Source organism: Roseimicrobium gellanilyticum (genome assembly GCF_003315205.1).
In the GTDB taxonomy this organism is placed as follows: Bacteria; Verrucomicrobiota; Verrucomicrobiia; order Verrucomicrobiales; family Verrucomicrobiaceae; genus Roseimicrobium; species Roseimicrobium gellanilyticum.
This window is the reverse complement of record NZ_QNRR01000001.1, coordinates 249,355-273,479: the sequence shown is the minus strand read 5'-3', so window position 1 is coordinate 273,479 and position 24,125 is coordinate 249,355. Positions and strand designations below refer to the sequence as shown.

Sequence of the window (24,125 nt, the reverse complement as noted above, 5' to 3'; positions counted from 1 at the left end):
AGAACGGAGCTTGGGGGTATGGGCCAGTGTCTCCAGAAGATTAGAAACGATAGCCAAGATTGAAGTTGAACTGGCCGCTGGAGTCGTTGTCTTCGTCAGCCTGAACCGGGATACCGAAGTCAAGACGGATGGGGCCGGTCGGCAGGAAGTAGAGACGAAGGCCGATACCCACGTCGGAGTTCACATCGCCACCCCAGTCGTAGCTGTCGCCACTGACCATGCCGACGTCATAGAAGACAGCGCCACGCACCTTCTCGATGATGGGGAAGGTAAGTTCGGCAGACATGTAGGCGGAGGTGAGGCCACCGATTGGCTCGCCGTTTTCATCCTTCGGACCCACATCACGATAGTCGAAGCCACGCAGGTTGTTGGCGCCACCGAGGAAGAGGCGCTCAAAGATGGGCACATCGTCGCCATCCACCGCACGGAGAGCACCTTCGAGGCTGAAGATCATGTTGTAAGGCAGGCTGAAGTACTGCGCGCCTTCGAGGCTGAAGCCGTAGGCATCCACGTCACCGCCAGCGGAAACCATGGCACCGAGCTGCACCTTGTGACCCTTGGTGGTCAGGTAGACGGAGTCACGGGTGTCATGAACGAGGCTGAAATCGATCTTGTTCTGGAAATACTCACCCTCTTCATCCTTGATGATTTGGGAGGCATCGTCATCCACATCCATGATCTCGACCTGGCGGGAGGTAAAGACACCTTCCACATAGGCGTGCTCGCCAATGGGCTTGCGCAGATTGAACGAGGCACCGTATTCACGCTGGTCGTACACGTCGCTCAGGTAGTAGAGGTCGCGATAGAAGAGGTCCACACCGAAGGAAAGACGGTGACCAAAGAGCCAGGGCTGCACCCAGCTGATGCTGAAGTCGCGGCGCTTGTCACCGGCACGGATGTCGATGTTGAAACGCTCACCACCGCCGGTGAAGTTCGGCCAGTTGGTGATGTCGAAGTTCGTCTGGGTCAGGGAGAAGAAGCCCACCAAGCTGTCGATGGAGCTGAAGCCGGCGCCCACGTTGATGGAACCGGTGGACTGCTCAGTCACGGTGATGTCGATGTCCTTGTAGCCAGGAGTGCCGGTCGGGTTGTTGCGGAAGTCGACCGCGCTGAAGTAACCCATGTTGGTAAGGCGGCTGCGGCTGCGCTCGATGCGGACCGTGTTGAACTCTTCACCAGGGGCGAAGGCAAGCTCACGACGGATGACGCGGTCCTGCGTCTTGGTGTTGCCTTCAATATTGATCTTCCGGATGTAGGACTTCTCGCCTTCCGTGATGCGGTAGAGGATCTTCACGGAATCCGCGCCGGCGGGAATCACGCTGGTGTCGATGCGGGCATCAGCATAGCCACGGGAGCCGTAGTACTCGCTGAGCATCTTCTCGTCAGCGGAGATGTCCGTCGCGGAGTAGGCCGCGCCGCCTTCCATGATGAGAGCGGGATTGAGCTCATCCGAGGTGAAGACCGTGTTGCCTTCGATGGCCACGTCGGAAACGCTGTACTGCTTGCCTTCATCCACCACGTACACGAGGTCGATCTTGTCGCCGCCAACGGGCTCGCGACGGACCTGCACCACCTTGGCATACACATAGCCGCGGTCCTGAACGGCGCGCTCCACGGTGCGGATGTCTTCCTGAAGGTCATCGTTGTTGAGCTTGCCAGCCTTGCCCCAGAGGTGCCAGATGCGCTTTTCCTTGAGCTTCAGCTTGGAGCGCAGCGCGCTTTCCTTCACGGCGGTCAGGCCTTCGAAGCGGATGTCATGGATGATGCCGCGGGAACCTTCATTGATGTGATACACCACGCGGACGAATCCGGCGGTGGGAAGCGACTCGAGCTTGTACTCCACGCCCACGTCTGCGAAGCCCTTCTTGTTGTACAACTCGCGGATCTTGTTCGCGCCGGTGAAGAGCTTGCTCTCTTCCACGGGCTCATTGATTTTCACTTCCACTTCCTTGCGGAGACGGTCAGCGTCATAAACGGTATTGCCGGTGAAAGCCACCTCCCCGATGGCACCGCGACCGGTCACCTTCACAATCACGTTCACGCCACCCGCTGCATCCTGGGTGGTGATGTCCACGCTTTCCACCAACCCGGTGGCATAGAGGTTCTTGATGTCCCGCTCTACCACTTCCTCTTCGAAGGGTGCACCTGCGCGCGTGCCCATGTTTGCCTTGATGCGGTTCTCATCGATCTGAGCACCGCCTGCGGAGATCACCTGCACGCTGCGGACGACTTTCTTTGCCGGAAGCGCAGCCTCAGCCTGCCCGAAACTTCTGGCTGAAAACGTACCGGCGATCAGTACCGCTAATGTGAAGTGAATGAGTCTGGAAAATGTCATGGCAAACCGTGTGTTTTCAGGTGGGAGTAGGGAGGCTGGCATATGGCGTCTGTGGCCATGAATCGTCAAGCTTGAAATACAGGATTTCACCAGCACTGGCAAAGCAAATAGTTAACATTACTAAAATTGTTATTACATGGACCGTGGAACGAGTTATGATGGGTACAGAACGGTTGATCGCGGCCCGATCGCAGCATCCTTCATGCCTGCTCTTGTGCCGCTTGCGACACGGGAGTGATGCATCCAAGTTCACCGCCTTGAGCTCGAATTTCTACGACCAGACCGCTGCCACACCGGACTCCCCGTTCGATGTGGCCCTGCGCCCGCCAGACTTCTCCGAGTTTGCCGGGCAAGAGCGGGTTAAGGAGCGGCTCATGCTCATGGTGGAGGCCGCCCGGCAGCGGGGTGAGACTCTCACCCACGTGCTGCTCTGCGGACCTCCTGGCTTGGGCAAGACCACCCTCGCCCATATCCTGGCCACGGCCATGGGGTCTAAGCTCCACAGCGCCAGCGGCCCCCAGATTGAGCGCGCCGGGGACCTCGCAGGCATCCTGACGAACCTTCAAGAGCGGGACATCCTCTTCATTGATGAGATCCACCGCCTGCATCCCAGCATTGAGGAATACCTCTACCCGGCCATGGAGGATTTCCGGCTGGACATCATCATTGACCAGGGACCCAAGGCCCGCACCATCCGGCTGGACCTACCGCCTTTCACTCTGGTGGGCGCCACCACCCGTGCCGGCATGCTCACGGCACCCATGCGCGGACGCTTCGGCATCCCGAACCGGCTCGACTACTACACGGTGGACGAGCTGAAGGGCATCCTCATGCGCTCCGCCGGGCTCATGCAGGTGGATATGCGCCCCGAGGGTGCAGCAGAGGTGGCCCGGCGTTCCCGTGGCACCCCTCGTGTGGCAAACCATCTCCTCCGCTGGGTGCGGGACTACGCTCAAGTACGCGCCCAGAACATCATCACCGGCGAGGTGGGCGCTGCCGCACTGACCATGCTGGACATCGACGAGGACGGCCTCGACGAGATGGACAAGCGCATTCTCGACGCCATCATCAACAAATTCAACGGTGGCCCCGTGGGTCTGAACTCCGTGGCGGTGGCTGTGCATGAAGACGCCAGTACGCTGGAGGACGTGCATGAGCCTTACCTTGTGATGCAGGGCTATGTGAAACGCACCCCGCGTGGCCGCGTAGCCATGCCGGCAGCCTACAAGAAACTCGGCCTCCCCGTCCCCATCACGTCTCGCGATCCGCAAGGCGAGCTCTTTGGCTGAACTCCCGTGTTGAGGGATCTCATTCCGTTTCGTGCATGCTGACCAACCTGAACATCCTTTTCCAAAGGCTGCGTGACGCCGAGTACGCGCACCTGCTGTTGGAACAGCTCCCGGTCTACGGGCTGCTGTTCGGCCTGCTGTTCTTCGCGGTCGGCCTGTACCTTCGCGAGGATAAATGCCGCATCGTGGCACTGGCGGTCATCCTCCTGGCCTGCGGCAGCGCCGTGTACGGAGCTGAACTCCGCCAAAAGGCGATGCCCCGCATTCTACAAGGGTGCGAGATCACCCAGGCTCCTTTCATCAAGGAACAGACGAAACTGCGCCAGGACACCATGTGGGTTTACTACACCACTGCCGGACTGGCGGTACTCGCGCTGGTCAGCGGCGGGAAACTCGGCACCTGGCTGAACATCCTCCTTATGGCCGGCTGCGCGATGGCCTTCACCTTTTCCCTCTGGCTGCACATGAAGGAGGCGGAAGTCTTCCACCGCAACATCAAGAAGAGCGTACCGCGAGCCAAGGTCACATGACCGTCTGCGGCTGCGGCGGGATTTGAGGGGCTTGGGAAAACTCCGGCAGCGCCTCTCGCATGACACGCTCCACCCGTTCCGGAGTGACCTTGGTCATGCAATCATAGTGACCAAAGGGACACTCGCGGCGAAAGCAGGGACTGCACGGCACGTGGTAGCGCACCACGCGATGTTGCGCTCCCAATGGGCCCGTCAGCACCGGCTCCGTGCTGCCAAAGATGCTTACGGTCGGCACTCCGAGAGAAGCCGCCAGGTGCATGGTGCCAGTGTCGTTGGTAAGCAGGAGGCTGCAGGCACGAAGTTGAGCGATCAGCTCCGACAGGCTCGTCTTGCCGACGAGGTTGGTGTGCTTCACCCCGGTCAGCAGGCGGCTGAGTTCCTCGCCCATCGCCTTTTCATTGGGCGCACCAAAGAAGATCCACTCCACGTCTGGCCATGTGGCCGAGAGCCGCCGTGCCACCTCGGCAAAGCGTTCCAGCGGCCACCGTTTCGCGGGTCCGTACTCGGCGCCGGCACAGATGCCAATCGTCTTTGTCGCTCCGGCATCCACCCCACCAGGCACATCGAAGAGAGATGAGTCCTCCGTCTTCGCGCCGCAGTTCGCGGCGAGGCGCAGATAGCGCTCCGCATGGTGCTCGGGCGGGCCCACCTGCTTGGGTTCGGGCACGATCTGATGCAGCAAACGGGAACGAAGGGAACCACGATAACCCACCAGGCGTGGGATGTCCGCATGCCACAATTCCAGCGTGGAGCGCGTGCTGTTCGTGAACAGGATGGCGGCATCGTAGCCGCCACGCTCACGCACCTTCCGGGCCACATCACGGATGCCATCCCCCTTCTCCTTGCCGATGATGTCATCAACTTCCGGGATGGCCTTCCAGAGTTCGGCGAGTTTCGATGGTGCGAGAATGGTGAGGCGCAGGTCCGGGCGACCTCGCTTCAGTGCGCGGATGGCCGGCAGTGTCATGCAGGCATCCCCCAGCCAGTTCGGCGAGCGTACCAGCAGGTTGAATTTTTGAAGCCGGTTGATGTCATACCCGACTGGCAGCACGACACCTCGGCGGTACTTGGCGAGCAGGAAGTCCGGCTGCGGCGTCTTCCAGCGGTTGTGCACCCAGAACCAGTTTTCCGGGGCACGACGGATGACGATCTCGATCGCGATGTTGAGCATCGCCGTGAGGCCTTCCGCGGTTGTCTTCTTTTCCCCGCTGTTGACGGGCGGATAGCAGACCATGCGCCAGCGCGCCAGGCCGTCATTGTACATTGCGATGGGTACCAGCGGCGTCTCCACCCGCAAGGACATGAGCGCGGCCAGGCTGGAGGTGCTGGCCAGCCTATCAAAGAACGGACACCAAACGCCCTTGTCCCCGGCATGCTGATCCACCAGCACGCCCATAGCTCCCTTGTAGGCACGCATGTGCTGGATGGGGCCGCTGAATCCCTGGCTGCGATCGAAGAGCGTATAGCCCAGTTTCTCCCGGCGGCGCTTCACGTGCTCGTTCAGAAAGGCATTGCCCAGGGGCTGGAAAACACTGGCGGGCTTCACAAGGCCACTGGTGAACAGGGAAGGCACTTGAGTGAAGAGCTCCCAACAACTCAAATGGCAAACGGCATAGAGCAGTGGTTTCCCCGCCGCGGCCACCGCATCCGCATGATGCATGCCCTCCACCGTGACCCGAGACTCGACATCCTTCTGGGACATCAGCGGCAGCTTCAGGCCACAGAGGAAATTCTGCCCCAAGGAGGCGAAGTGCTCGCGAGCGGTAGCACGGATCCACGCCTCATCCTTCTCCCGGCCAAACGCGATGCGCAAATTCGCCTGGGCCAGCTTGCGATAGCTGGGGAAGAACGCATGCGCGACCAGCCCAAATACCCGGCCCACAAAAGCACACGCCATCAGTGGCATGAGTCCAAGCACACCCTCCACCGCGCGGAACAGCAGGTAGACCAGATACTGCCCCGCACGCGAGATGTTCTTGCCGAAACCCGTGCGTGCCATGAGAGGGAAGGCTATGCCGCAGAGTAGGGGTCCATGCAAGACCGGACCACCGCGATCCGCCTGTTGGCGTGCAGCCTGCCCGGTCAGGTCAACCCGGGCCGAAGAGGCTATCCCAGCCAGACACTTCTACGGGCTTCTCCCGCGTCAGTTTTTGATCGGGCTCGCTCATCAGGGCCCCGAGGTACGCAACGAAGCCATTCAAAAAGCCCTCCACTTCGGCAGCGTCGTAGAGACTTCCATCAAAGCTCACCCACACCGCCAGCTCATCACGAGCGCTCACCGTGGAAAAGCTCAATCCTGAGGTCTCCAGCCTTTGTCCGTGCTCAAGCCAGCGGGTCGTCTGCGTTCCCTCCAGGGAAAGGGCATCCCCGGGGAGATGCATGTGCTGAAACAACACCAGCACTTCCGGAACCTCTTTCCCCGCTCCCCTGAGATGCTCGGTGACCTCCTCGAACGGAAGCTCCCGGCGCAACGAAACTTGGTCCAATTCCAGCCGCACTCGCTGCACGAACTCACGGAAGGTGCTGTCCGGCGGACTCTTCACCCGCACCGGCACCATGCTGACAAACATCCCCAGCAACCCTCCAGCAGCCATGCGCTTGCGATCCGACACGTAGGTGCCGATGGCAACCTCACGCTCCGGGATGTGCCCAAGAAGATAGGAGCTGAACGCGGCAAAAAACAAAGTGTACAGTGTGCACTTCGATTGCCGGGCGAGAAGCTCTGACTGCCGGGCGATGTCCAACGCAACGAACGCGTGCCTGGTGGAGGCAGAGGAGGCAACGGCGGAAAGCGGTTCCTTCAAAACAAACGGAAAGCGGGGAATGGGAGGCGGCGCATGCCAGTACTCCCGCCACCATGCGAGCCGCTCCTGATACGGAGCGGCATCACGCCGCAGCCAGTCACGCTCCCACACGGCAAAGTCCGCGAGCTGCCATTCCAACGGTTCCAGGGCGGGCGGATACCCCTTGCAAAGGGCGGAATACAGCCGGGTCAATTCTGCAAAAAACACACGCAAGGCATCCGCATCGCAAAGCAGATGATGAAAGACCAGCATCACCCGGTAGTCCTGCTCCGCCACCTTGATGATCGAAGTATGAAACAGGGGGAGGACGCCCACGTCCATCGGCTTCATCACCATCTGGCGGGCTCGCGTGAGCATCTGGTCCTCGGACTGTAATGCCACGTCCGTCGTCCAGTCCACTTCCTCCACAACCACGGAACCGGTGGGATGCACAATCTGCACATAGCTGCCTGCGTGCACCCCAAACGTGGTGCGGAGCATCTCATGCCGCCGGACCATTTCCGCGAGTGCACCCCGAAGCGCATTCAGATCAAGCGCTCCCCTGATGACGAACCGGGGATTCACCAGATTGGCATCGAGGCCGGGCGGCAGATTGGCATGCCTCAGGAGACGTTCTTGGGCCAATGTGGCAGGCAGCGGACGTTCACGGGATGGACTAGGCATCTGCAATTCAAGATCTCCCGGCTCCGACCTTGCCATCAACTCGGCCACTTCTTCGATCGTCGGATGCTTGAGCAGCAGGGTGGCCTGCAAATCACGCCCCAACCAGGCTGCAAGGTCGCCCGTGAGCATCAGCATCGAAAGGGAATCCAATCCCAGGCTGGTGAAAGGCTCTTCCAACCCGATGTCTTCTGGGGAACACTTCAGCGTCTCAGCAACTTTCTCGATGAGCCAGTCCCGGATGTCGCTCTGAGTCACTTCCTTGGTTGCCATAGCTTCAAAGTTCGCTCCATCCATGCCGCCTTTGCAGCATGCCGTTGAATTTTGCCACTCGATGTTTTCGGCAGCGCTGCCGGCCGCAGTAAGACCACTTCATGAACGGACAAATCATGGAGCGCCGAAACCGCTTCGCGAATGTTTTTCACGATATCATGCAGGGCAGAAGCGATGTCACCATCCTGCGCAGCAGCAACGCTGTTTCCCGGCGAACCTTCAATGGTCCGTTCCAGTTCCACCGCGATGACCAGTTTGGTCTCTTCTTCCACCTCCGTCTGGAATGCCGCGCAACCTGAGGAGCGGATCGACACATGGGAGGAACCGACCGTGTGCTCGATATCAGCAGGGTCATGATTGCGACCGGCAATGATGATCAGATCCTTGATCCGGCCGGAGATGTACAGGCCACCATGGTGGATGAAGCCCAGATCGCCAGTACGCAGGAAGCGCGTCCCTTCCATGTCTGGCAACAAGGCATCAAAGGCATGCGTCGTCCTTCCTCCTCCGCTCCAATATCCCTGCGCCACATGCGGCCCCGATATCCAGATTTCCCCAACCTCCCCCTGAGCGCAGCGGACACCAGAGTCTGGATCCACGATCACCACCTCCTGCTGTTCCCATGTATGCCCGCAACTGACAAGCATGCGCGAAGGAACAAGAGAGTCCGAACCTGTCACCTCCACAACACGGCGATTTTCCAATTCGGATTTGCTGAAGCGCGCACTCCGCGCCCCCGCGAACTTGCCGGCCCCAGAAACAAACAACGTCGCCTCCGCAAGCCCATAGCAGGGATACAACGCCTGCCGCCCGAAACCACACGAGGCGAATGCCGTCGCAAACCGCTCCATGGTGGTGTGGTGTACTGGTTCCGCGCCGCAAAACGCCGTCTCCCAGCCACTGAGGTCAAGGCCGCGACGCTGCTCCTCCGTGACCTTTTGTGCACACAGTTCGTAGGCAAAGTTGGGAGCACCGCTGAACGTGGCGCGACGCTGCGACATCGCCTGCAGCCAGCACACGGGTTTCATGAGAAACACCTCCGGCGGCATGATCGTGCACTCCGTGCCGAGATAGAGGGCCTGGAGCACATTGCCAATCAAACCCATGTCATGAAACAGCGGCAGCCAGGTAACGATTCGCGTCTCCCCCGTCTGACCGAAGGCCTCCTGCATCATGCGATGATTCGCGAGGAGATTCCCATGGCTGACCATCACGCCCTTCGGGTGCGAAGTAGACCCCGAAGTGTATTGCAGGAACGCAAGTGAGTCACCATGGAGATGCGGAGGTTGCCAGCATCTGCCCATGTCCGCAGGGCGAGCATCCATGGACACAATCCGCAGCGTGTTCATTCCCGCCTCCGCCAGGACCGGCGTCATGCGCTCCTGCATGCGCATCGTGGTAAGCGCCACCGCTACGCCAGCATCTTCCACAATGGAGCGAAGACGATGCGCCTTGCGGTTCAATCGCGGCGGATTGACCGGCACGGGAATGACTCTTGCATACAAGCAGCCAAGAAACGCAGTCACGAACTCCAGACCTGAGGGGAACAACAACAGCGCACGCTCACCTTCCAGCGCTTGTGACTGAAGCCATGCCGCGATGGATCGCGCCTCGCGGTCCAGCTCTGCATACGTAAGAGAGCCGGCTTCATCCACACCATTCAACAGGAAGGTGAGGGCACGCTCCTCCCCATGTGCTGCGGAATGACTCTGCACCAGATCTACCAGCGTGTACGCACCCGTGGGGATTCCCCTCAGACGATCAGAATCCGGCGTGAAGCGGGGCCCGGCACTGTGTGATGCGGCTAGCATGGTGGCAGAGCACTTCTGAAGTCCACCGTGGCAGGAAACCCGCTCCGCACGCGCAACGCCATGCCGGGAAGGGGTCTTCCCACACTGCCCTCCGGGATCGTCACCCGCACGTAGCGGGTGAGCAGGGCCAGAATCACCGGAGCCTCCAGCATCACCAGGCCCTGGCCCAGACACTGGTGCCGTCCACCCAAGAAAGGAAAGTAGGCATAACGATGACGCCCGTGACTGCGGTCAGGATGAAATCGACCGGGATCAAAGCGTTCCGGATCGCTCCAGAAATCAGGATGACGATGGGTGGTGTACGCGCTTAGGACAACCAGGGCGCCGGCAGGAATCGACACCCCGCCAACCGTGTCGTCCTTTTGAGATTGCCGCACGACCATGCTCACCGGCGGATACAACCGCATGGCTTCATCAAACACCATGCGCATGTATCCCAACCGGGAAAGAACTTCAGTAGTTGGGACTTGCGGGTTCAGCTCTTGATCTACTTCATCCGCCAGCTGGGTTTGCGTCCCGGGGTGTCGCGAAAGGAGATACAACGTCCAGGCCAGCGCGATGGCCGTGGTCTCATGCCCGGCGATGATCATTGTGACAATCTCATCCCGCACTTCCTGATCGGTGACGAGCCCCTTCCCCCGCGCTTCCAGAAGTGTGGGCACGACTCCCCCAGTCCGCCCTGCCCCGGTGCTCACTCTGGCGGTGAGCCCGGCCACCAGGGCATCAATGGTTCCAAGGGCGGCGCGGAACCGTGTCTCGCGTCCGGGATCCATCACGAGCGGTACATTCAGCACCACATCCGAGAGCTCTCCCAAATGCTGCATCACGACATTCGCCGCATCCGCCATCCGAGTCACTTCATCCTGGCTCACCTTCTCGAACAACACCCTGAGAATGATCTCCAGGGTCAGTCTTTTGGTCTCCCTCCCGATGTCGACGCTTCGTGTCGCACCGGGCAGTGCCTCCCACCGCCGGAGCATTCCCATCGTCGCATCCGCGATCATGGGCAGAAACCCGTGCAGGCACTTTTCATGGAAGGGCGGCTGCAACAGACGGCGCTGCGACTGCCAGCGACGACCGTCGCTCGCGAGCAGTCCATCGCCGGTCACCATCTTCAGCAAGGCCGTCCTCTCGAAGTTGGTATTTTGCACGATGGATTGCACATGGTCCGGGTGATTGAAAAGGTGCACCGGGCCATAGCCGCTGCGGTACCGGACAATGTCGCCCTGCTCACGGATCATCTTCAGCAAGTGTCCCAGAGGATCCGGCTCCGCATCCAGCGATGGTTTGGTCTGGGAAGAGGGAGCCAGCATGCGTTGCCTACATAAAAGCGGGAGCGGAAGCAAAGCCGGGAATTCCGGCCCGCAAAGTATGCGGGGGCAACTAGAGGGCAGCAAACATTTAGTGGCGGATGGGTCGCAAAACCTTTCCGGCGCACGAGACCACCCTCGCGAGACAAGAAGCTACCTCACGCGGTGGGACGGGTGCCCGGATGTTGCTTTCTCCCAACCCAAGCGATGCCCCCCAACACCAGCGCTCCTACGGTGAGGAGCCACAGGGCTGTCTTGCGCCCGGGCTCCAGAGGCTTGTCGATGTCCAGCTCCAGCGTGGCGTGGTCCTTCAGCTTGCGGAAGTGGTACACGGTACCGGTCAGCGGCACCTCCACGGGCAGAGAGACACGGCCTTGGGGCTTCAACTGCGGGGTCGTCATCACCACCGGCACTGGGTCTTCCCATCCACGATTCACTTCATTGAGCATGCGGAGACGGGTGTGATCCCTTGCCGTGTCAAAGTATTCTGCGCGCTGCCGTTCTGCAGCTTCCATTCCACGACGCGCTGCGCGGTTGTAGGGGTCCACACGCAGCACTTCCTGGAAGGATTGGTTCGCGGCATCAAAGTTGCCGAGGTTGTAGTTGCTCCAACCCATCTGCAGATTCTTCTCCACGCTGCGAACATCCTCTGCTTTTCTCGGAGTCACCGCCATCTCGTACCGGCCAGGTTCCGCGGGCCGGTTGACAGGCGGTGGAACCGGCGACGTTCCCCCAGCTCGTGCGGGCGCGAAGGGATCGGCTGCAGCAGGTGCGAAAGGATCAGCTGGGGCCGCTGCTGGACCGGCGGGCATTGCAGGCGCCTCGGGTATCACCGCCATCTGGCCGCTCCTTGTCACAATCGTGCCCCGGGAAACTCCCGGCTGGCCCGGCGTTCCCCCAGCTGAGCGCTCGTCAGCCGGCACCATGGAGCTGCCATCAGCCTGCAGGAAGTTTGCAGCACCGCGTGCGTTATTCAGCGTACTGTTGGACGAGAGCGCTGACATGGCCTCGGCGGCCTTCATCCCCTGCACAGGCTTCTTGGCATCCGGGGCCGCGGGTTTCGAAGGACTCGGTGGCGCATCCTTGGCCACCAGGAAGTCGTTGCTCACCGCGACGTTGTCATTGATCACGGTGTTGGCACCCTGGAGCATGATCTTTCCTTCCTTGCTCTTTCCTGCGGCGGCATCCTTGTTGAAGTTCCAATTGTTGCCGACGGGCCTATCCATCTGGTACCGGTCCTGTCCCACCTGGAGCTGCAAGGTGCCAGCGCCCGTCTTGCTCAGCTTGCCGGTGTTCGAGTCGAGCAGTTCCTTCTGCTGCCGCAATTGCTGTTCGACTTGAGCATTGCTCTTGAAGCGCATTTCTTCATCCACTTCCTTTCCCACGGCCTTGCCCTTGGTGGTGGGTTTGCTGTCGCTTGTGCTTCGATAGCTTTTTGCCTTCTTGCTCTCCTGGTACTTGGTCACTTCTTCCAACGCCTTGGTGGCGTTGCCGAGCGCTTCCTTCGCATCGTACACACTGGTGCTGCTCATCGAGACAATGCGATTCAGGCGGAGCACGTCACTGAGCTTCTGCTGCACCTTTTCGTCCTCGATGACATCCTCGACCACCTCTTCCATGTTCCCGTCGAACTCATCGAGTTCATAGCCCTCGGGCACCCACACGTTCCACAGGGTGCGCTCCGCGGAGAGGCCGACGAGCTCCGGGTCATCCATCGACTCCGCGTTCATGAGGCCGTCCTTCTTCGCAGGCACAAAATAGGTGAGCCGCACCTGCTGTGAGAGCTGGCCCGCACGCATCTGGATGAGGGGCACGAGGTGGCAGGGCTCGACCTTGGCTCCAGCAGTCGTAGCAGGAGTGCCCCAGTCCGCGCGCACCATTTCATCACCGACCATCACGGTCACCAGTTCAGCACCTTTGGGCAGGCGAACCGGCAGGAACTGGAGCGAACGGTTCGCCAGTGAGTACACCACCGTCTCCCACCGCTCACCATTGGGCCGCAGAGCCGTGGTGATTTCCGCAAGCGTGATGATCGCTGCATTCGCAGCCGTGGCCTGGGTATTGGAGAAGGTGAGCTTCATCTCCGCATCGGCACTGCGAGCCTGATACAAGTCCGTTGAGGCCAGACCCTCGGGCAGCCATGGTACGGCAGAGGCCACGGTCTTCTCCACCTGGGTGAGGGCAGCCTTCACCTCACGCGAAGAGTTGTTCTCCAGAATGAAGAAACGCCGTGAGCGTGAAGCACCGTCCACCACCACCAAAGGCAGCGCTGCTTCCGCGGCCGGAGGCTGCTCCCAATCCAGCGTGACAGACGCCGTGCCAAGAATCTCCCCCTGAAAAGTCACGTTGTATTCCCGCGCTTCTCCCCGGGTAGTGACCTGTACATCACGCACATCCGGTCCACTTACACGCGCCTCCGGCGCGCTCGCAGGCAGTCGCACCTTCAAACCTGCCACGGCCCCCTGCTCGACTGCAATGCCCACCTGCTGGGAGAAGGCCAATGCCTCATCCGCCGAGCGCACCAGGAGCACGGTGTCCGTGCTGAACTTGGGAGCTTGAGCAAGCAACGTCACCGTGGGCGCGGCGGGGGGCTGCTTGGCAGATGCAGCATCAGGCTCCCAGAGCAGCGCTCGTTTCGTCACCCAAGGCGGAGAGACCGTGAAGACTGATTGAAAGGAGGCGGGATCGGTTTCGCGCCAGGCACGATCAAACTGCAAGCGCACATCCATGGCCGCATTCACCGCCACCGACATGCGGGCCTTTTGTTTTGCCATTCCCTCAAAAAATACCACCGGCAGACTGGGTGCCGCTTCCCCCGGAGCGCGCGTCATGGCGGCGTTCAACACAAAGCGCGCCTCGCGACTGACGCTCGCATCGAACTGCACGAACACGCCGCTCTCATCCCGCTGCCAATCACGGAGACCAGCGCCCTGCACACTCTGCACTTCATATCCCTGGGGCAATCTCAGATAGGTTTCACGAAGCGGCAGACGCCCTGCCTGAAGCTTCGCCGCAATCATGATCTCCAGCTTGCTCACCCCGACCTGTGCCAGTGCCTCCATCTCGGCACTCGCCGTATCTTCCGCCACGCTCACAGTGTAGGCAACGGTGTTGTCTCCACGCAATCTCCATGCTCCAACGACGGGCTCCCCACTTTCCAGAGGGGTGGCCGCTGCGATGCGCTCCGGACCCGCTGAGGTCACATGAATCTTCAGCGCAGGTGGCGCGAACACCTGGATGACACGCTCCACCCGCGAAGCTTGAGCTCCCACGTAGGGCGCCTTGCGCTCGCCTTCGACCGTCTCACGGGTCCGGAGCGCCACCATGGAGACCGTGAAGGCATCCCGCACAGGCTTGAGCAGGCGCACCTCTGCCAGCAACCGGCCATGCTCACGCCGCAAGACTACTTCCTTCATGCCGCTGACGTTCCAGCCTACCGGGCGCACATCTTCATCCATCGACACCACAAACATAGAACGCTCAGCGCCGGGGAAGGTGAAATCCAGGCGTGCATGCACCTGCTCCACCTTCTGGCGCACGGTGAGGTCCGTCCTGACATCACACACCGCAGCAACCGCTTGATCCACGGAGCGACGCATCGCCTGCCGCTTCAACGTCAGGTCCCCACCCTGGCTCGTGTTGAGCACGAAGGTGAAGACACGCCGGCCATCTCGCACCTCTTCGGATACCAGGGTGGTTTGCCTTTGGGGTGTAAAATCCGGCAGCCCATCCGTGAGGGGAACGGAAACACGTAACAAGCTCGCCGCAGCCGCGGGGATTGTCAGCGCAGCCTCCTGCCAGCCACGAGAAAGCCCCACCGTCACCATGGCGTCCAGTTCATGCGTTCCGGGGTTTTCCAAAAGCACCTTGCCATCCTTGCGCGACGCAACACGACCGTTCAGCGTCCAGTCCACCGTTGTATTTCCCGCAATGGCCAGCGGGAGACTGACGCTCTGCCACTCGCCACGGGATCCCATCTGAAAGCGGCTCTTCACCGTGAGCGCAGCATCTTCCACTGCCACGTCATGCATGGCGAGATTCACGGCGACACCTGTGCCCGTGTCCTTCTCCGGCTCTTCCGGCCGACGGTGTTCCTTGGCCTTCGACCACAGATCCTGGAACACGGCGTAATCGAGATAGAACTTTTCAGGCGGCTGATCCTTCAGCGGCTTCGAGGCATCAAACGGAACAATCACCGTGTGCGCTGCGGTATCTGGCGGGGGCACCTGTGGCGTCTGAGCTTGTGCGACACCCGTCATGCACCACGCGGCCATGGCTGCCGGCAGCATCTTCAGCATTGTTACAAGGAACGTTCTCATGCCACCACCTCCCCGCCATTTGCATTTGCAGTCACTTCCGTTCTTCGCTTCCACCAACACGCCACTTTCCACAGCAGCCACACCCCCAGCGCCAGTAACCAGCCGGTCAGGAGCGCATGGCAAGTGAGACTCCACGACGGCAGGAGAAGCACCGGGACACAAGTGAGCAGGAGCACCGCCACAAATGTGGTCAGCCAAACCCGGTCTCTTCCCAGTGTCCAGAACACTGCGATGCCCAGCAACACCAGCAGGCTCGTACGTGCCATCTGCCTCTCCCATGAAAGATAGCGCAACGTGAGTTCCTTCGGCCGTTGCTGACCAGCCAGGGACAGAACCTGACCGGCCATGGGCAGCTCCAACTCCAGAGGCACCTGGCCAGACTTCGCGCGTGCCAGCGACGCATTCCTCCGTTCAGTGGCGGCGACCACCATCAATCCGTCCGTATAAGATTCAATCAGATCAAGAGAGGGCTGGGTGTTGCGCACAATCAACTGACTCGTCGCAGGGAGGAACACCGCAGATGAGCCTTCCGGGAAAGGAATGCCCATGGATGCCAGTTGCTCCTTGGCCGTCGCCCGGGATGAAAGTCCGGAACCTTCGGCACTACTCCAGAGGGACGGCGGTGCCCTGAAAGTCCGCGTATACATCTCAGTAGCCACATCCGTGATGGGCACCACCACGACTGCAAAGGGCTCCACCTTGTACTTCATGCCGCCAAGTTCCGTCACATAGCGCAGCGCCTCCGACATCGGAACGTCCGTGAGATCCAGGGAGATTGTCGCAGTGGATGGTGCAGCACCGGGTTTGATAATGAGATTGACGCCCTTCTTGGAAGGATCGCGCTCCATATGGTCGACGTCTCTGCTCTTGATGCGAAGAAACTCAATGGCCTCCTCGATCGATGTGTTGTTAAACTGCACCTTCGGGAAGATCAGCTTGGACATCTTCTCCAAATTGTAGTCCATCCCCCCATGGACCTTGCCGAACCCTACGGCGGGCTCATTGAGGTTTACCATGGGATCCGCGAAATCGTCCTCAGGCTTCAGACTCGACACCAGGCGATCGACAAGGTCGAGATTGGGCTTGGTATTACTGATGACCAACGTTTGCGAATCGCGATCATAGCGGACCATGGAGCCCTGAGGGAATGCGATGCCCTGAGCTTTCAGAATGTCCATGTCAGACGCCGTGACTTCGCGCCCGGTGGCAAAAGGGTCCGCAGTGCCCGGCACCGCACCCCCACTGGGCGTTCGTTCTTTCAGTGCCAGCATCTGGGCCAGCGGAAGCTTGAACTGCTGGACATGCAGGTCAGTCGTTGCATCCGCCATGGGCACAATAACAATGGCCCCAGGCATACCCGGACCAGGGGAGGGATTGATTTGATACTTCGTGCCAGACAGTTCCGTGACGTAACGCAGGGCTTCAAGAAACGGAACATCCTTGAGGTCCAAGGAGATGGTCGCAGATGTGGGTGACGTCCCGGGTTTGACGATCATGTTCACGCCTCCTGACGCGCCCGCTTGTCCTGCCTTGATGCGCAAGTACTCCAGAGCGTCTTCCAAGCCTGCCCCCTGAAATTTAACCTCCCGCAGGACGATCCGGTTCAACCGCTCAACGATGGAACGGATGTCTTCTTGTTGCTGGACAGTCGCCGCCGCCGGTACTCCGCCGGGAAGAAAGTCCATCTGCGATTTCCATTCCCTTTCATTGGCGAAGGAGAAACCACCAAACAGGCTCTTCCAGAGCCCACGGGGCCTCGCTGAGTCGACCTTTTCGTCCTCTTCCAGTCCACTGCCATCATGCGCCAGGGTGAACCCATCGGGACTATAGACCTTCCACTGGGTTTCCATCACCGGCACTTCATCGCCGAGGGTCGGCGGAGTGAGCGCCACCTTGCCACTGCCTCCCCACGCACCGGAAGGTGTATCATAAATCACTTTCACCTCGATGGGTGCGGAGTCGCCGATGCGAGAACTCAGCGGCAGTCGCACCTCATTCGCGCCTGCTTTCACGGGCTTCACGACCTTGCCATCCACCATGGTACTGAGCAGATCCACACCGTCCGGAAGGCGGATGGTGGCGAATTGCCGCCCGTTGTGGCGGAGTGTAAAGATGGCCTCGTGACGAGCGGAGCCATCCTGCCCGAGCACACTGGTCATGCGCAGGTGAATCAATACCATGCCCGCGAGGGATGCCGCGTCATGCCGTGTGGCGGTGAGGCGAATCTCATGCTCCCCTCCCCCATGGCTGTACGCGGCGATGATGCGATGCTGCGGCGCATAGCCCTCCACCACAGGCGGACGCCGTGAATCCAGCGGCTGCACCCCACGCGTGGTGAAGGCCAGCTCCGTGTCCGTATTCGCCTCCACCACCCAACGTCCCGCCGTGCGTCGCGCTCCAGGGAGGGTAATATCTGGCAGCGCTGCAGTGAGGGTGCCTTCGCGCGAACCTTCCGCAGCACTGTCCGCAGGCAAGCTCATGCGGAACCGAACGTTGGCCGTGCCGATAAGTTCACGCCCCAAGGAAAGCGTCCAGACTCCCGCGGCAGTATCCAGTGACTGCTCGCCCACGAGTGGAGAGGTCACTCGCAGCAGCGGAGCGATGGCCACTGGCAGCTTCACCTGGAACTTGCGTAGTGGCGCACCGGAAACACTGAGCGCAATCTGCCCCTCAATCTCCACCTGCTTCGCACGAGGCAGGGCATACGCAGTGACGGTGGCATCATGCACCGGAGCCCGGCGGCTCAAATCAAAGCCGAGCTTCCATTCCTTCAACCCAAACCACGCCATGCGACCGCGCACGGGAGTGGCCCTCGCGTCACGAGTCTCAAGACCGGTGACATCCGTGACATTGACCTTCCACGACTCGTCAAACTTCAACGCGGCGTAGCCAGACACACGACTGGCGCCTGAAACAGGAATGCTGGCGATGACCATCTTTTCCGCAGCAGTTCCATCTGCGGCCTGCGGTGGAATGTCACGCCGCGTGCGCACTGTCATGGAGGTCTGCCCTCCTTTGGCCAGGCCCTTGGGCCACGTCACTTCGATATCTCGGCCCACCTGCTTCCACAGCACCTGCTCACCGGAGGTCACGGGCACTTCGAGAAACACTTCCGTGTCCGGCAGTGTGATCACCGCGCGCGAGGTGCTGCCTGCCTCCCCGTGAAACACCAGGGTACGCAATACCCCGACTTCATGCGAGGTCACCTCCACGAGTGCATCTGCGTCCACGCTGAAGCGATCCGGCACGGCCTGCACCTCCACCACGGCCTGGTCGGGTGGCGTATCGAAACTGAACGCGCCAAGGAAACGTGGGTGAGCAAAAAGATCCCGCTGCGACTCAGCCTGAAGCTGGGCACCTACGCCGACGCCCTTCGTCGCTCCCTGGGCCAGCGAGCGAAGCGTCTGTTTGTCGAGCTCCGTCACGGGCCTCGCAGTCGGCAGGAGCTTCGCGAGACGCACTCCGATATCCGGCTCCGCCAGAATGGCGAGGTCCCACCGGGTGGTCACCGCGCCTTCCACGCGCGCTACTGGCAACTCCAGCGGCTGCACGGCACCGGAGGCAACACCCCATGGCGCCTCAAATTCAACCAACACCTTTCCGCTGCTCTTCGCCACTACAGGTGATTGGAATTCCACACCTCCATCCACGGGTTTCCACGCCGTGGCATCCATCGCAGGGCCGAGCGTGCTGGCTCGCAGGACCTGTGCATTCTTCGGCAGGGCAACCCGAAGCGTCTCGGTCGCGCGCGGCTGTGTTCCCGACCATCCCAGCATGGCAATGACGGCCACACGATCACCTGAGACGCTGTAGAGCGTGGAGCCCTGTGATTGGATGACGGAATCATCACCCTTGGCAACACCGGCCACCGCTTCCCACTCAACTTTCACCATGGGAAACGGTTGTGCGGCATTCCTGGCAGGCGCGCTCCAAAACTGTGTGCCGGATGAAACAAGCCAGGCACCATCGTCCAGTTGAGTGGCAGGATTCGTGGACGAGGGTCTCCATCCTTCAGGCAACTCCAGACGCACTGGGACTGATGGCACAGGGCCGGCGGGTTGTTTGCCCTTCGTTCCCTCTTTCCAGATCACTTCAGTCAACCCGGGGCCATAGATGCCGAGCGTTCCGTCCTTCGCTGATACAGGAGCGGCAAACACCAAACGCAGCACGTGCCTGCCACTTCCCTGGGAGAGCACCGTGGTCTTCCACGCATTCTCATCCGCGGTTACCATGATTGGTTTTTCCGCCGACATGTCGGTAAGCATGACATCGCGCAACGTGGATGACGCTGGCGACGACGGCAAAGCCGTGCCGCCCGCAATCCCGCCAAGGGCGAATGGCACGGTGATGGCGCTCCATCCCTCCCTCAAATTCCGAATGCGGAACTCGTAGGTGATCGTGGCCATCGTCATCCCTGCAGGCACCCGGGCCGTGACCTTCACCTCTTCGATGACCGCACTGATGGGTGCCTCTTGATCCTTGAGAGGCCCCACCCTCCCGGCATCACGAATAAGCGCCTCATACTGCATGCGATCCAGCACCACGGCATTCGGGTGCTTCTTCAGCACCTCCTTGAGGTGCTTGGTGGGAACCCAGACCTCGTGGCGTGTGGGTGCAGGCGCTGGTGGAGTCTGGTTCGCAGTATCCTCAGCGCACAAGGGCGCGGCAAGGAGCACGCTGCATGCGAGCGTAGCACGCGCGAGCGTGCCTCCGGTGAAGGTGAAGTGTCGTCCCATGGCAGGCCTGGTGGGTTTCAACTCACTTCACCTCGTAGCCACTGCCACCTTTCGGGGCATCAGGTGTCTCCACGTTGGGGAATTCGATGCCGGAAGCGGAAGCAGGCGGTGCCTCGGACGGTGGCTGTGACGGGCCGGGCACAGCGGTGGCATCTGGCGCAGGGGGCACCGGGACCTTTGCTTGAGCAAGGTCAGGCCGTTCAGGCTGCGGTGGCGGACCGGAACGCGGCGCTCCGCCACTGCCGCCGTAAGGCGGAGGACGATGCTTGGGACGCTGCATCCAGTTCTTTACTCCACGGAAGAATCCACAAACCGTCCATGCCAGCGCCATGATGCCGGCGGCGAATACGGATCCCTTGACCACCTGGCCATTCGCCGGACTGAGGATGCCTGTGAGCAAAATGCCGCCGAGACCAAAGATGAGCAGGTAACGGAACTTCGTGCGCAGCGGCGCCTTCCATCTGGCGACACCGAGGGCAAGCACCACAAAGAACACCACACCCTCCAGGAAATAGGAGAAGCCACGTGAACGGAACGAGACGTCAATGGCCGCTGGCTCGCCCAGACGATGCAGCACCACGTTGCGTCCTTGCGCAGGCACCTGGAAGTCGAAGGCTGCCTTTTGATCCGCAGGTATGGAGGGCACCGTATTCCAATCTCCCTGACTCTGCGTGAAGGTGGGACCGAACGCAGGGACCAGCGCATTCACCATGCCGCGGAAGCGCGCCCAGCCGCGATCGCGCACGCTCAAGGTCATCGCTCCCTTGAACGCCGTGTAGTCATGACTCTCCGGCAGATAGAGGGCGTGATGAGCCTCCAGCACTTTCGTCACGTCCAACAGGGTCGGAGGCTCGATGTGAATACCGCCCCACCAGCCCATCTTTTTCCCGGCCTCCTCGCTGGGCACTTCATAAACGAAACGCACGGGGAAGGCCGCACGCCGTGAAGCGGCATCCGAGGGCAGACGAATCAGCAGATCATCCGCACCTTCACGCTTCATGGGCTGCTGCGTCTGGCCATTCACGAAGACATCACTCACCAAGCGCGCGGTCTTCGGCAGCTTCACGGTAAGGAACTGCTGGGCATTGTTCTTCACCCAGTAGATCGCCTCCGTAGTCTGCGCACGATCCGTGGCTACGGCGGAGGTGAGCACTGCATGCGTGATGACCGCTTGTGGCACACTGATGTAGGCATTGCGTGCAATTTCCAGCTTCAAGCCCAGCGGTTGCGCCTTGTACTTGTAGGCGAGGAACACTCCCGAACGCTGCAAGCTCCCGCTCAATTCACGAGGATCGATCTCCTCCATGCTGTCTGCGGTGGCCTTCACGATTTCAAGATTGTCATCCTTGAGCACGGCGACCTGTCCTGTCTCCTGAAAGGCTCCCGGCACATGCACCTGCAAGAGTTCCACCGTGGCTGTCTGAGCCCCCGTGCCCGGCTGCTCGTGACTGAGGGACAGGGCAAACTGTCCCATGTGTTCATTGCGCAACACCACTTCCCACAGCGCATAATTTTCCGCATTCGGCAACGGGGGTTGGGCGGGATTCGCGGGCGGCTGGTAGTCCTTGCGGATCTCCTTCACCTGGGGATCCACCAGGCGGATGTCTCCTGCGACGGCCTTCGGCACGGCAAGGATGAACTTGTCGATGGCTGCATAGCCCACATCGAAGACCAACTCCCACTGGTGCAGCGTGGACTGCTCCTTCACCTGTGTCAGGGTCAGGACCTGCACATTCACCTGGGGCGGGCGGGGCTTGAAGGAAAGCGTCGCGGGCGTGTGCACCGCATCGCGATGGCGGAAGGCCAGCATCACTTCGATGGGTGCGACCAGAGTCTGCTGTTGAGAGATTTGCTGGCCAGGTCGAAACGGATCAGGCGGCGCATTCGGGACAATCACCGCCCTCAACGCATTCACATCTTCCAGGCTGAGTGAGCCACGATCCTTGGTGTTCACTTCCAGGCTGGAGTGCACGGAGACGCCAATTTTCGCATCATGGCGCGCCACGTTCTGCGGAGTGAAGACCGGTACCGTCACGTCGTCGGTGGGATTCGCGCGGAGTTGCTGTCCACGCAAGGTGAGGCTCGCCGCGCCGAGTGTCTGCTTGGGGAACTTCATCGCCAGCACCTCGACGTTTCCGTTCTTCTCCACGGCCCAGGCATCTGCATTTATTCCCACCACTTCCCAACCGGTCCATCCCGCGGGAAGCTGGATTCTCGCATCAAAGATGCCCACGCGGCGCACCTGGTATTGGAAGTTTGTCTCCAACCGGCTGCGGTCGCGCTCCACGGTGAAGGTGGTGAGGCTCTCCACGTCCACCTGCGCCTTGGCTTCGCTCACGTTCAGCGAGAGCTGCGCGGGATGCTTCAGGTAACGGTAGGCAGACACATTCACCAGACCTGCCGCAGCATCTCCTGCAGCCGTCTGCTGGATGAGCCCCTCGCCCGCCTTCGGAATCACATCGAGTTGCGGCTCAGCCACCACGGTGAGATCGCCGCGATCCTGCGCGGCACCGGTGATTTGAATGAGCGGCACGGGAGCATCTGCTGGAAGCTTGGGCAGCGGGACCTCCAGGGACACCGTTCCTGACCACTTCTCCTTGGCAGCTTCATTGAGCACAATCGTCAGCTTCTGTGCCGCACCGCCAGCAGGTGTGTCCGCACCATCGAGCTTCCACTCCTTCACATCATCCCCCGTCACGGAGAGTACGGACTGCCCTGCGGGCACGCTGATGACAAACTCACTCACCGGCGCACGCAGGATGCGCAGGTCGATGGCAGCGGTTGTCGCGAGGGACCCACCACGCACTTCACTGGTCACCTTGTTGGAAGCGAGGATCAGCGGCTTCAAGGCCACAGCGGCCTCCGGCTTGCTCCAGGCGATCTCAAAGCGGGATCCGCTGCCGAAGAAGAAGGACAACTCCGTCTTCTCCCCCGCGGGACGCGACGTGAATGCGGCGGAAGGATTGACTTCGAACTCCCATCCACTGCCCGGCACGGTCGCCGTGAATCGTGACACCGCCGCAGAAGGCAGCGTGAGGTTCAGCCGCGACTTGCCTCCACTGCGGCCAATGCTCGCGTGCAGCTTCATCTTGAGTTCATACACGCCCTTGTCAGGGACAATCAAATCGTAGCCATCAGGTTTATTCGACAGCGTAGCATTTCCTGCATCGACATCCGTCACGCCCGGGAGAATTCCACCTCGAGACAGCGGGATGGTAAGCCATCCTTCCTTAAAGGACTCCACCGTGATCTTCGCATCAATGGTAAGCACCTCACCTTCCACGATACCGGTATATTCGGCACGGGACACCACACCTTCTTGAGGCGGCTTGGTCTCATCCTTGGCACGTTTGAGATTCAGTTCCTGCCAGAGTTCCAGGAACTCTTTATAGGGAAGGAAAACCCCCTTGCCGTCATCGGTGAAAACCTTTTCCAGCTCCTCATAGGGCACATAGATGGTACGCTCGCGTTCACGCACCACGGGCATGGGAGAGGTGGGAGCACTTGCGGGCGGTGTTGACAAAGGTGGCGCGGTATTCAGCCGACGCCCCGGAGGGGAACTGGATGGCCTCACAGGCACCGGAACTGGTACCGGTGGCGTGTCCACGGGAGGAGGACTGATACGAGGACGTTCAGGCACCGTCACCGGCGGCACGGAAGGAGGCGGCGCATCTGGAGCGACTACCGTCGGTACCGGAGGGGAGGCTGGCACGGCTGGGACAGGCACCGGTGCCGGCGTGGCGGGAGCAGCAGTCTGCGATTGAACCGCAAGAGCAAAACTCAACAGGGATGCTACAATGACGAAAAGGCGACGGCGAATCATAGCGTGGGGGAAGCGTAGCGGAAACACCCGGCCCGTTGTGTAAACCGACCGTAAATTCTGGGAAGGCTATCAGGATCACGCGGTTTTTGGCAAGTACTGGAAAACCGCGCTCATGGGCACTACGGGGACATATGATCCTTCTTGGATGATTTCTGCGTGACGAAATGATGACGACACGCAACCGCGCCCTTTCGGTCCTGGGAGCGCCGGCCCCTGGCCGGCTGCTTCGCTGCAC

11 protein-coding genes are annotated in these 24,125 nt (G+C 60.7%); 3 read left to right on the top strand and 8 right to left on the bottom strand.

Annotated features, from left to right (window positions below; all coding sequences use genetic code 11):
* Positions 1-40: 40 nt before the first annotated feature.
* Entirely contained in the window at positions 41-2,335 is a 2,295-nt protein-coding gene (bamA, locus tag DES53_RS01095) for an outer membrane protein assembly factor BamA (protein WP_170156765.1), read from the bottom strand.
* Positions 2,336-2,592: 257 nt separating this feature from the next.
* Here bamA and ruvB point away from each other — a divergent pair, with 257 nt between their 5' ends.
* Together ruvB and DES53_RS01085 are read left to right on the top strand one after the other, a co-directional pair.
* Positions 2,593-3,624 (top strand): Holliday junction branch migration DNA helicase RuvB, encoded by a 1,032-nt coding sequence (ruvB, locus tag DES53_RS01090; RefSeq protein WP_113957148.1) that lies wholly within the window; start codon positions 2,593-2,595, stop codon positions 3,622-3,624.
* A 35-nt stretch (positions 3,625-3,659) separates the two neighbouring features.
* Positions 3,660-4,154 carry a hypothetical protein gene (locus tag DES53_RS01085; protein WP_113956361.1) on the top strand — a complete coding sequence of 165 codons (495 nt, stop codon included), beginning with the start codon at positions 3,660-3,662 and terminating at the stop codon, positions 4,152-4,154.
* Here DES53_RS01085 and waaF read toward each other — a convergent pair.
* The 7 genes from waaF to DES53_RS01050 all read right to left on the bottom strand — a co-directional run bounded on the left by waaF (position 4,147) and on the right by DES53_RS01050 (position 23,554).
* Positions 4,147-6,153 (bottom strand): lipopolysaccharide heptosyltransferase II, encoded by a 2,007-nt coding sequence (gene waaF / locus DES53_RS01080; RefSeq protein ID WP_113956360.1) that lies wholly within the window; start codon positions 6,151-6,153, stop codon positions 4,147-4,149. The two genes, DES53_RS01085 and waaF, sit on opposite strands and share 8 nt — an antisense overlap.
* 88 nt (positions 6,154-6,241) lie before the next feature.
* Positions 6,242-7,891 carry a condensation domain-containing protein gene (locus DES53_RS01075; protein ID WP_170156764.1) on the bottom strand — a complete coding sequence of 550 codons (1,650 nt, stop codon included), beginning with the start codon at positions 7,889-7,891 and terminating at the stop codon, positions 6,242-6,244.
* Positions 7,873-9,702: a fatty acyl-AMP ligase gene (locus DES53_RS01070; RefSeq protein ID WP_113957147.1), complete on the bottom strand. Its 1,830-nt coding sequence runs from the start codon at positions 9,700-9,702 to the stop codon at positions 7,873-7,875. Before DES53_RS01070 ends, DES53_RS01075 begins: the two co-directional genes overlap by 19 nt.
* Entirely contained in the window at positions 9,696-11,015 is a 1,320-nt protein-coding gene (locus DES53_RS01065; RefSeq protein WP_113956358.1) for a cytochrome P450, read from the bottom strand. Before DES53_RS01065 ends, DES53_RS01070 begins: the two co-directional genes overlap by 7 nt.
* A gap of 155 nt (positions 11,016-11,170) precedes the next feature.
* The gene (locus tag DES53_RS01060) at positions 11,171-15,331 is read right to left on the bottom strand and encodes a hypothetical protein (protein WP_147263121.1); all 4,161 of its coding nucleotides are present in this window, start codon (positions 15,329-15,331) and stop codon (positions 11,171-11,173) included.
* A complete protein-coding gene (locus DES53_RS01055) occupies positions 15,328-20,067 on the bottom strand; it encodes a hypothetical protein (RefSeq protein ID WP_113956356.1) in 4,740 nt (1,579 codons plus the stop codon). Before DES53_RS01055 ends, DES53_RS01060 begins: the two co-directional genes overlap by 4 nt.
* Before the next feature lie 22 nt (positions 20,068-20,089).
* Positions 20,090-23,554, bottom strand: a complete 3,465-nt coding sequence (locus DES53_RS01050) for a hypothetical protein (protein ID WP_113956355.1) — start codon at positions 23,552-23,554, stop codon at positions 20,090-20,092.
* Here DES53_RS01050 and DES53_RS01045 point away from each other — a divergent pair.
* Positions 23,523-23,831 carry a hypothetical protein gene (locus tag DES53_RS01045; RefSeq protein ID WP_113956354.1) on the top strand — a complete coding sequence of 103 codons (309 nt, stop codon included), beginning with the start codon at positions 23,523-23,525 and terminating at the stop codon, positions 23,829-23,831. The genes DES53_RS01050 and DES53_RS01045 overlap by 32 nt on opposite strands.
* Positions 23,832-24,125: the final 294 nt, after the last annotated feature.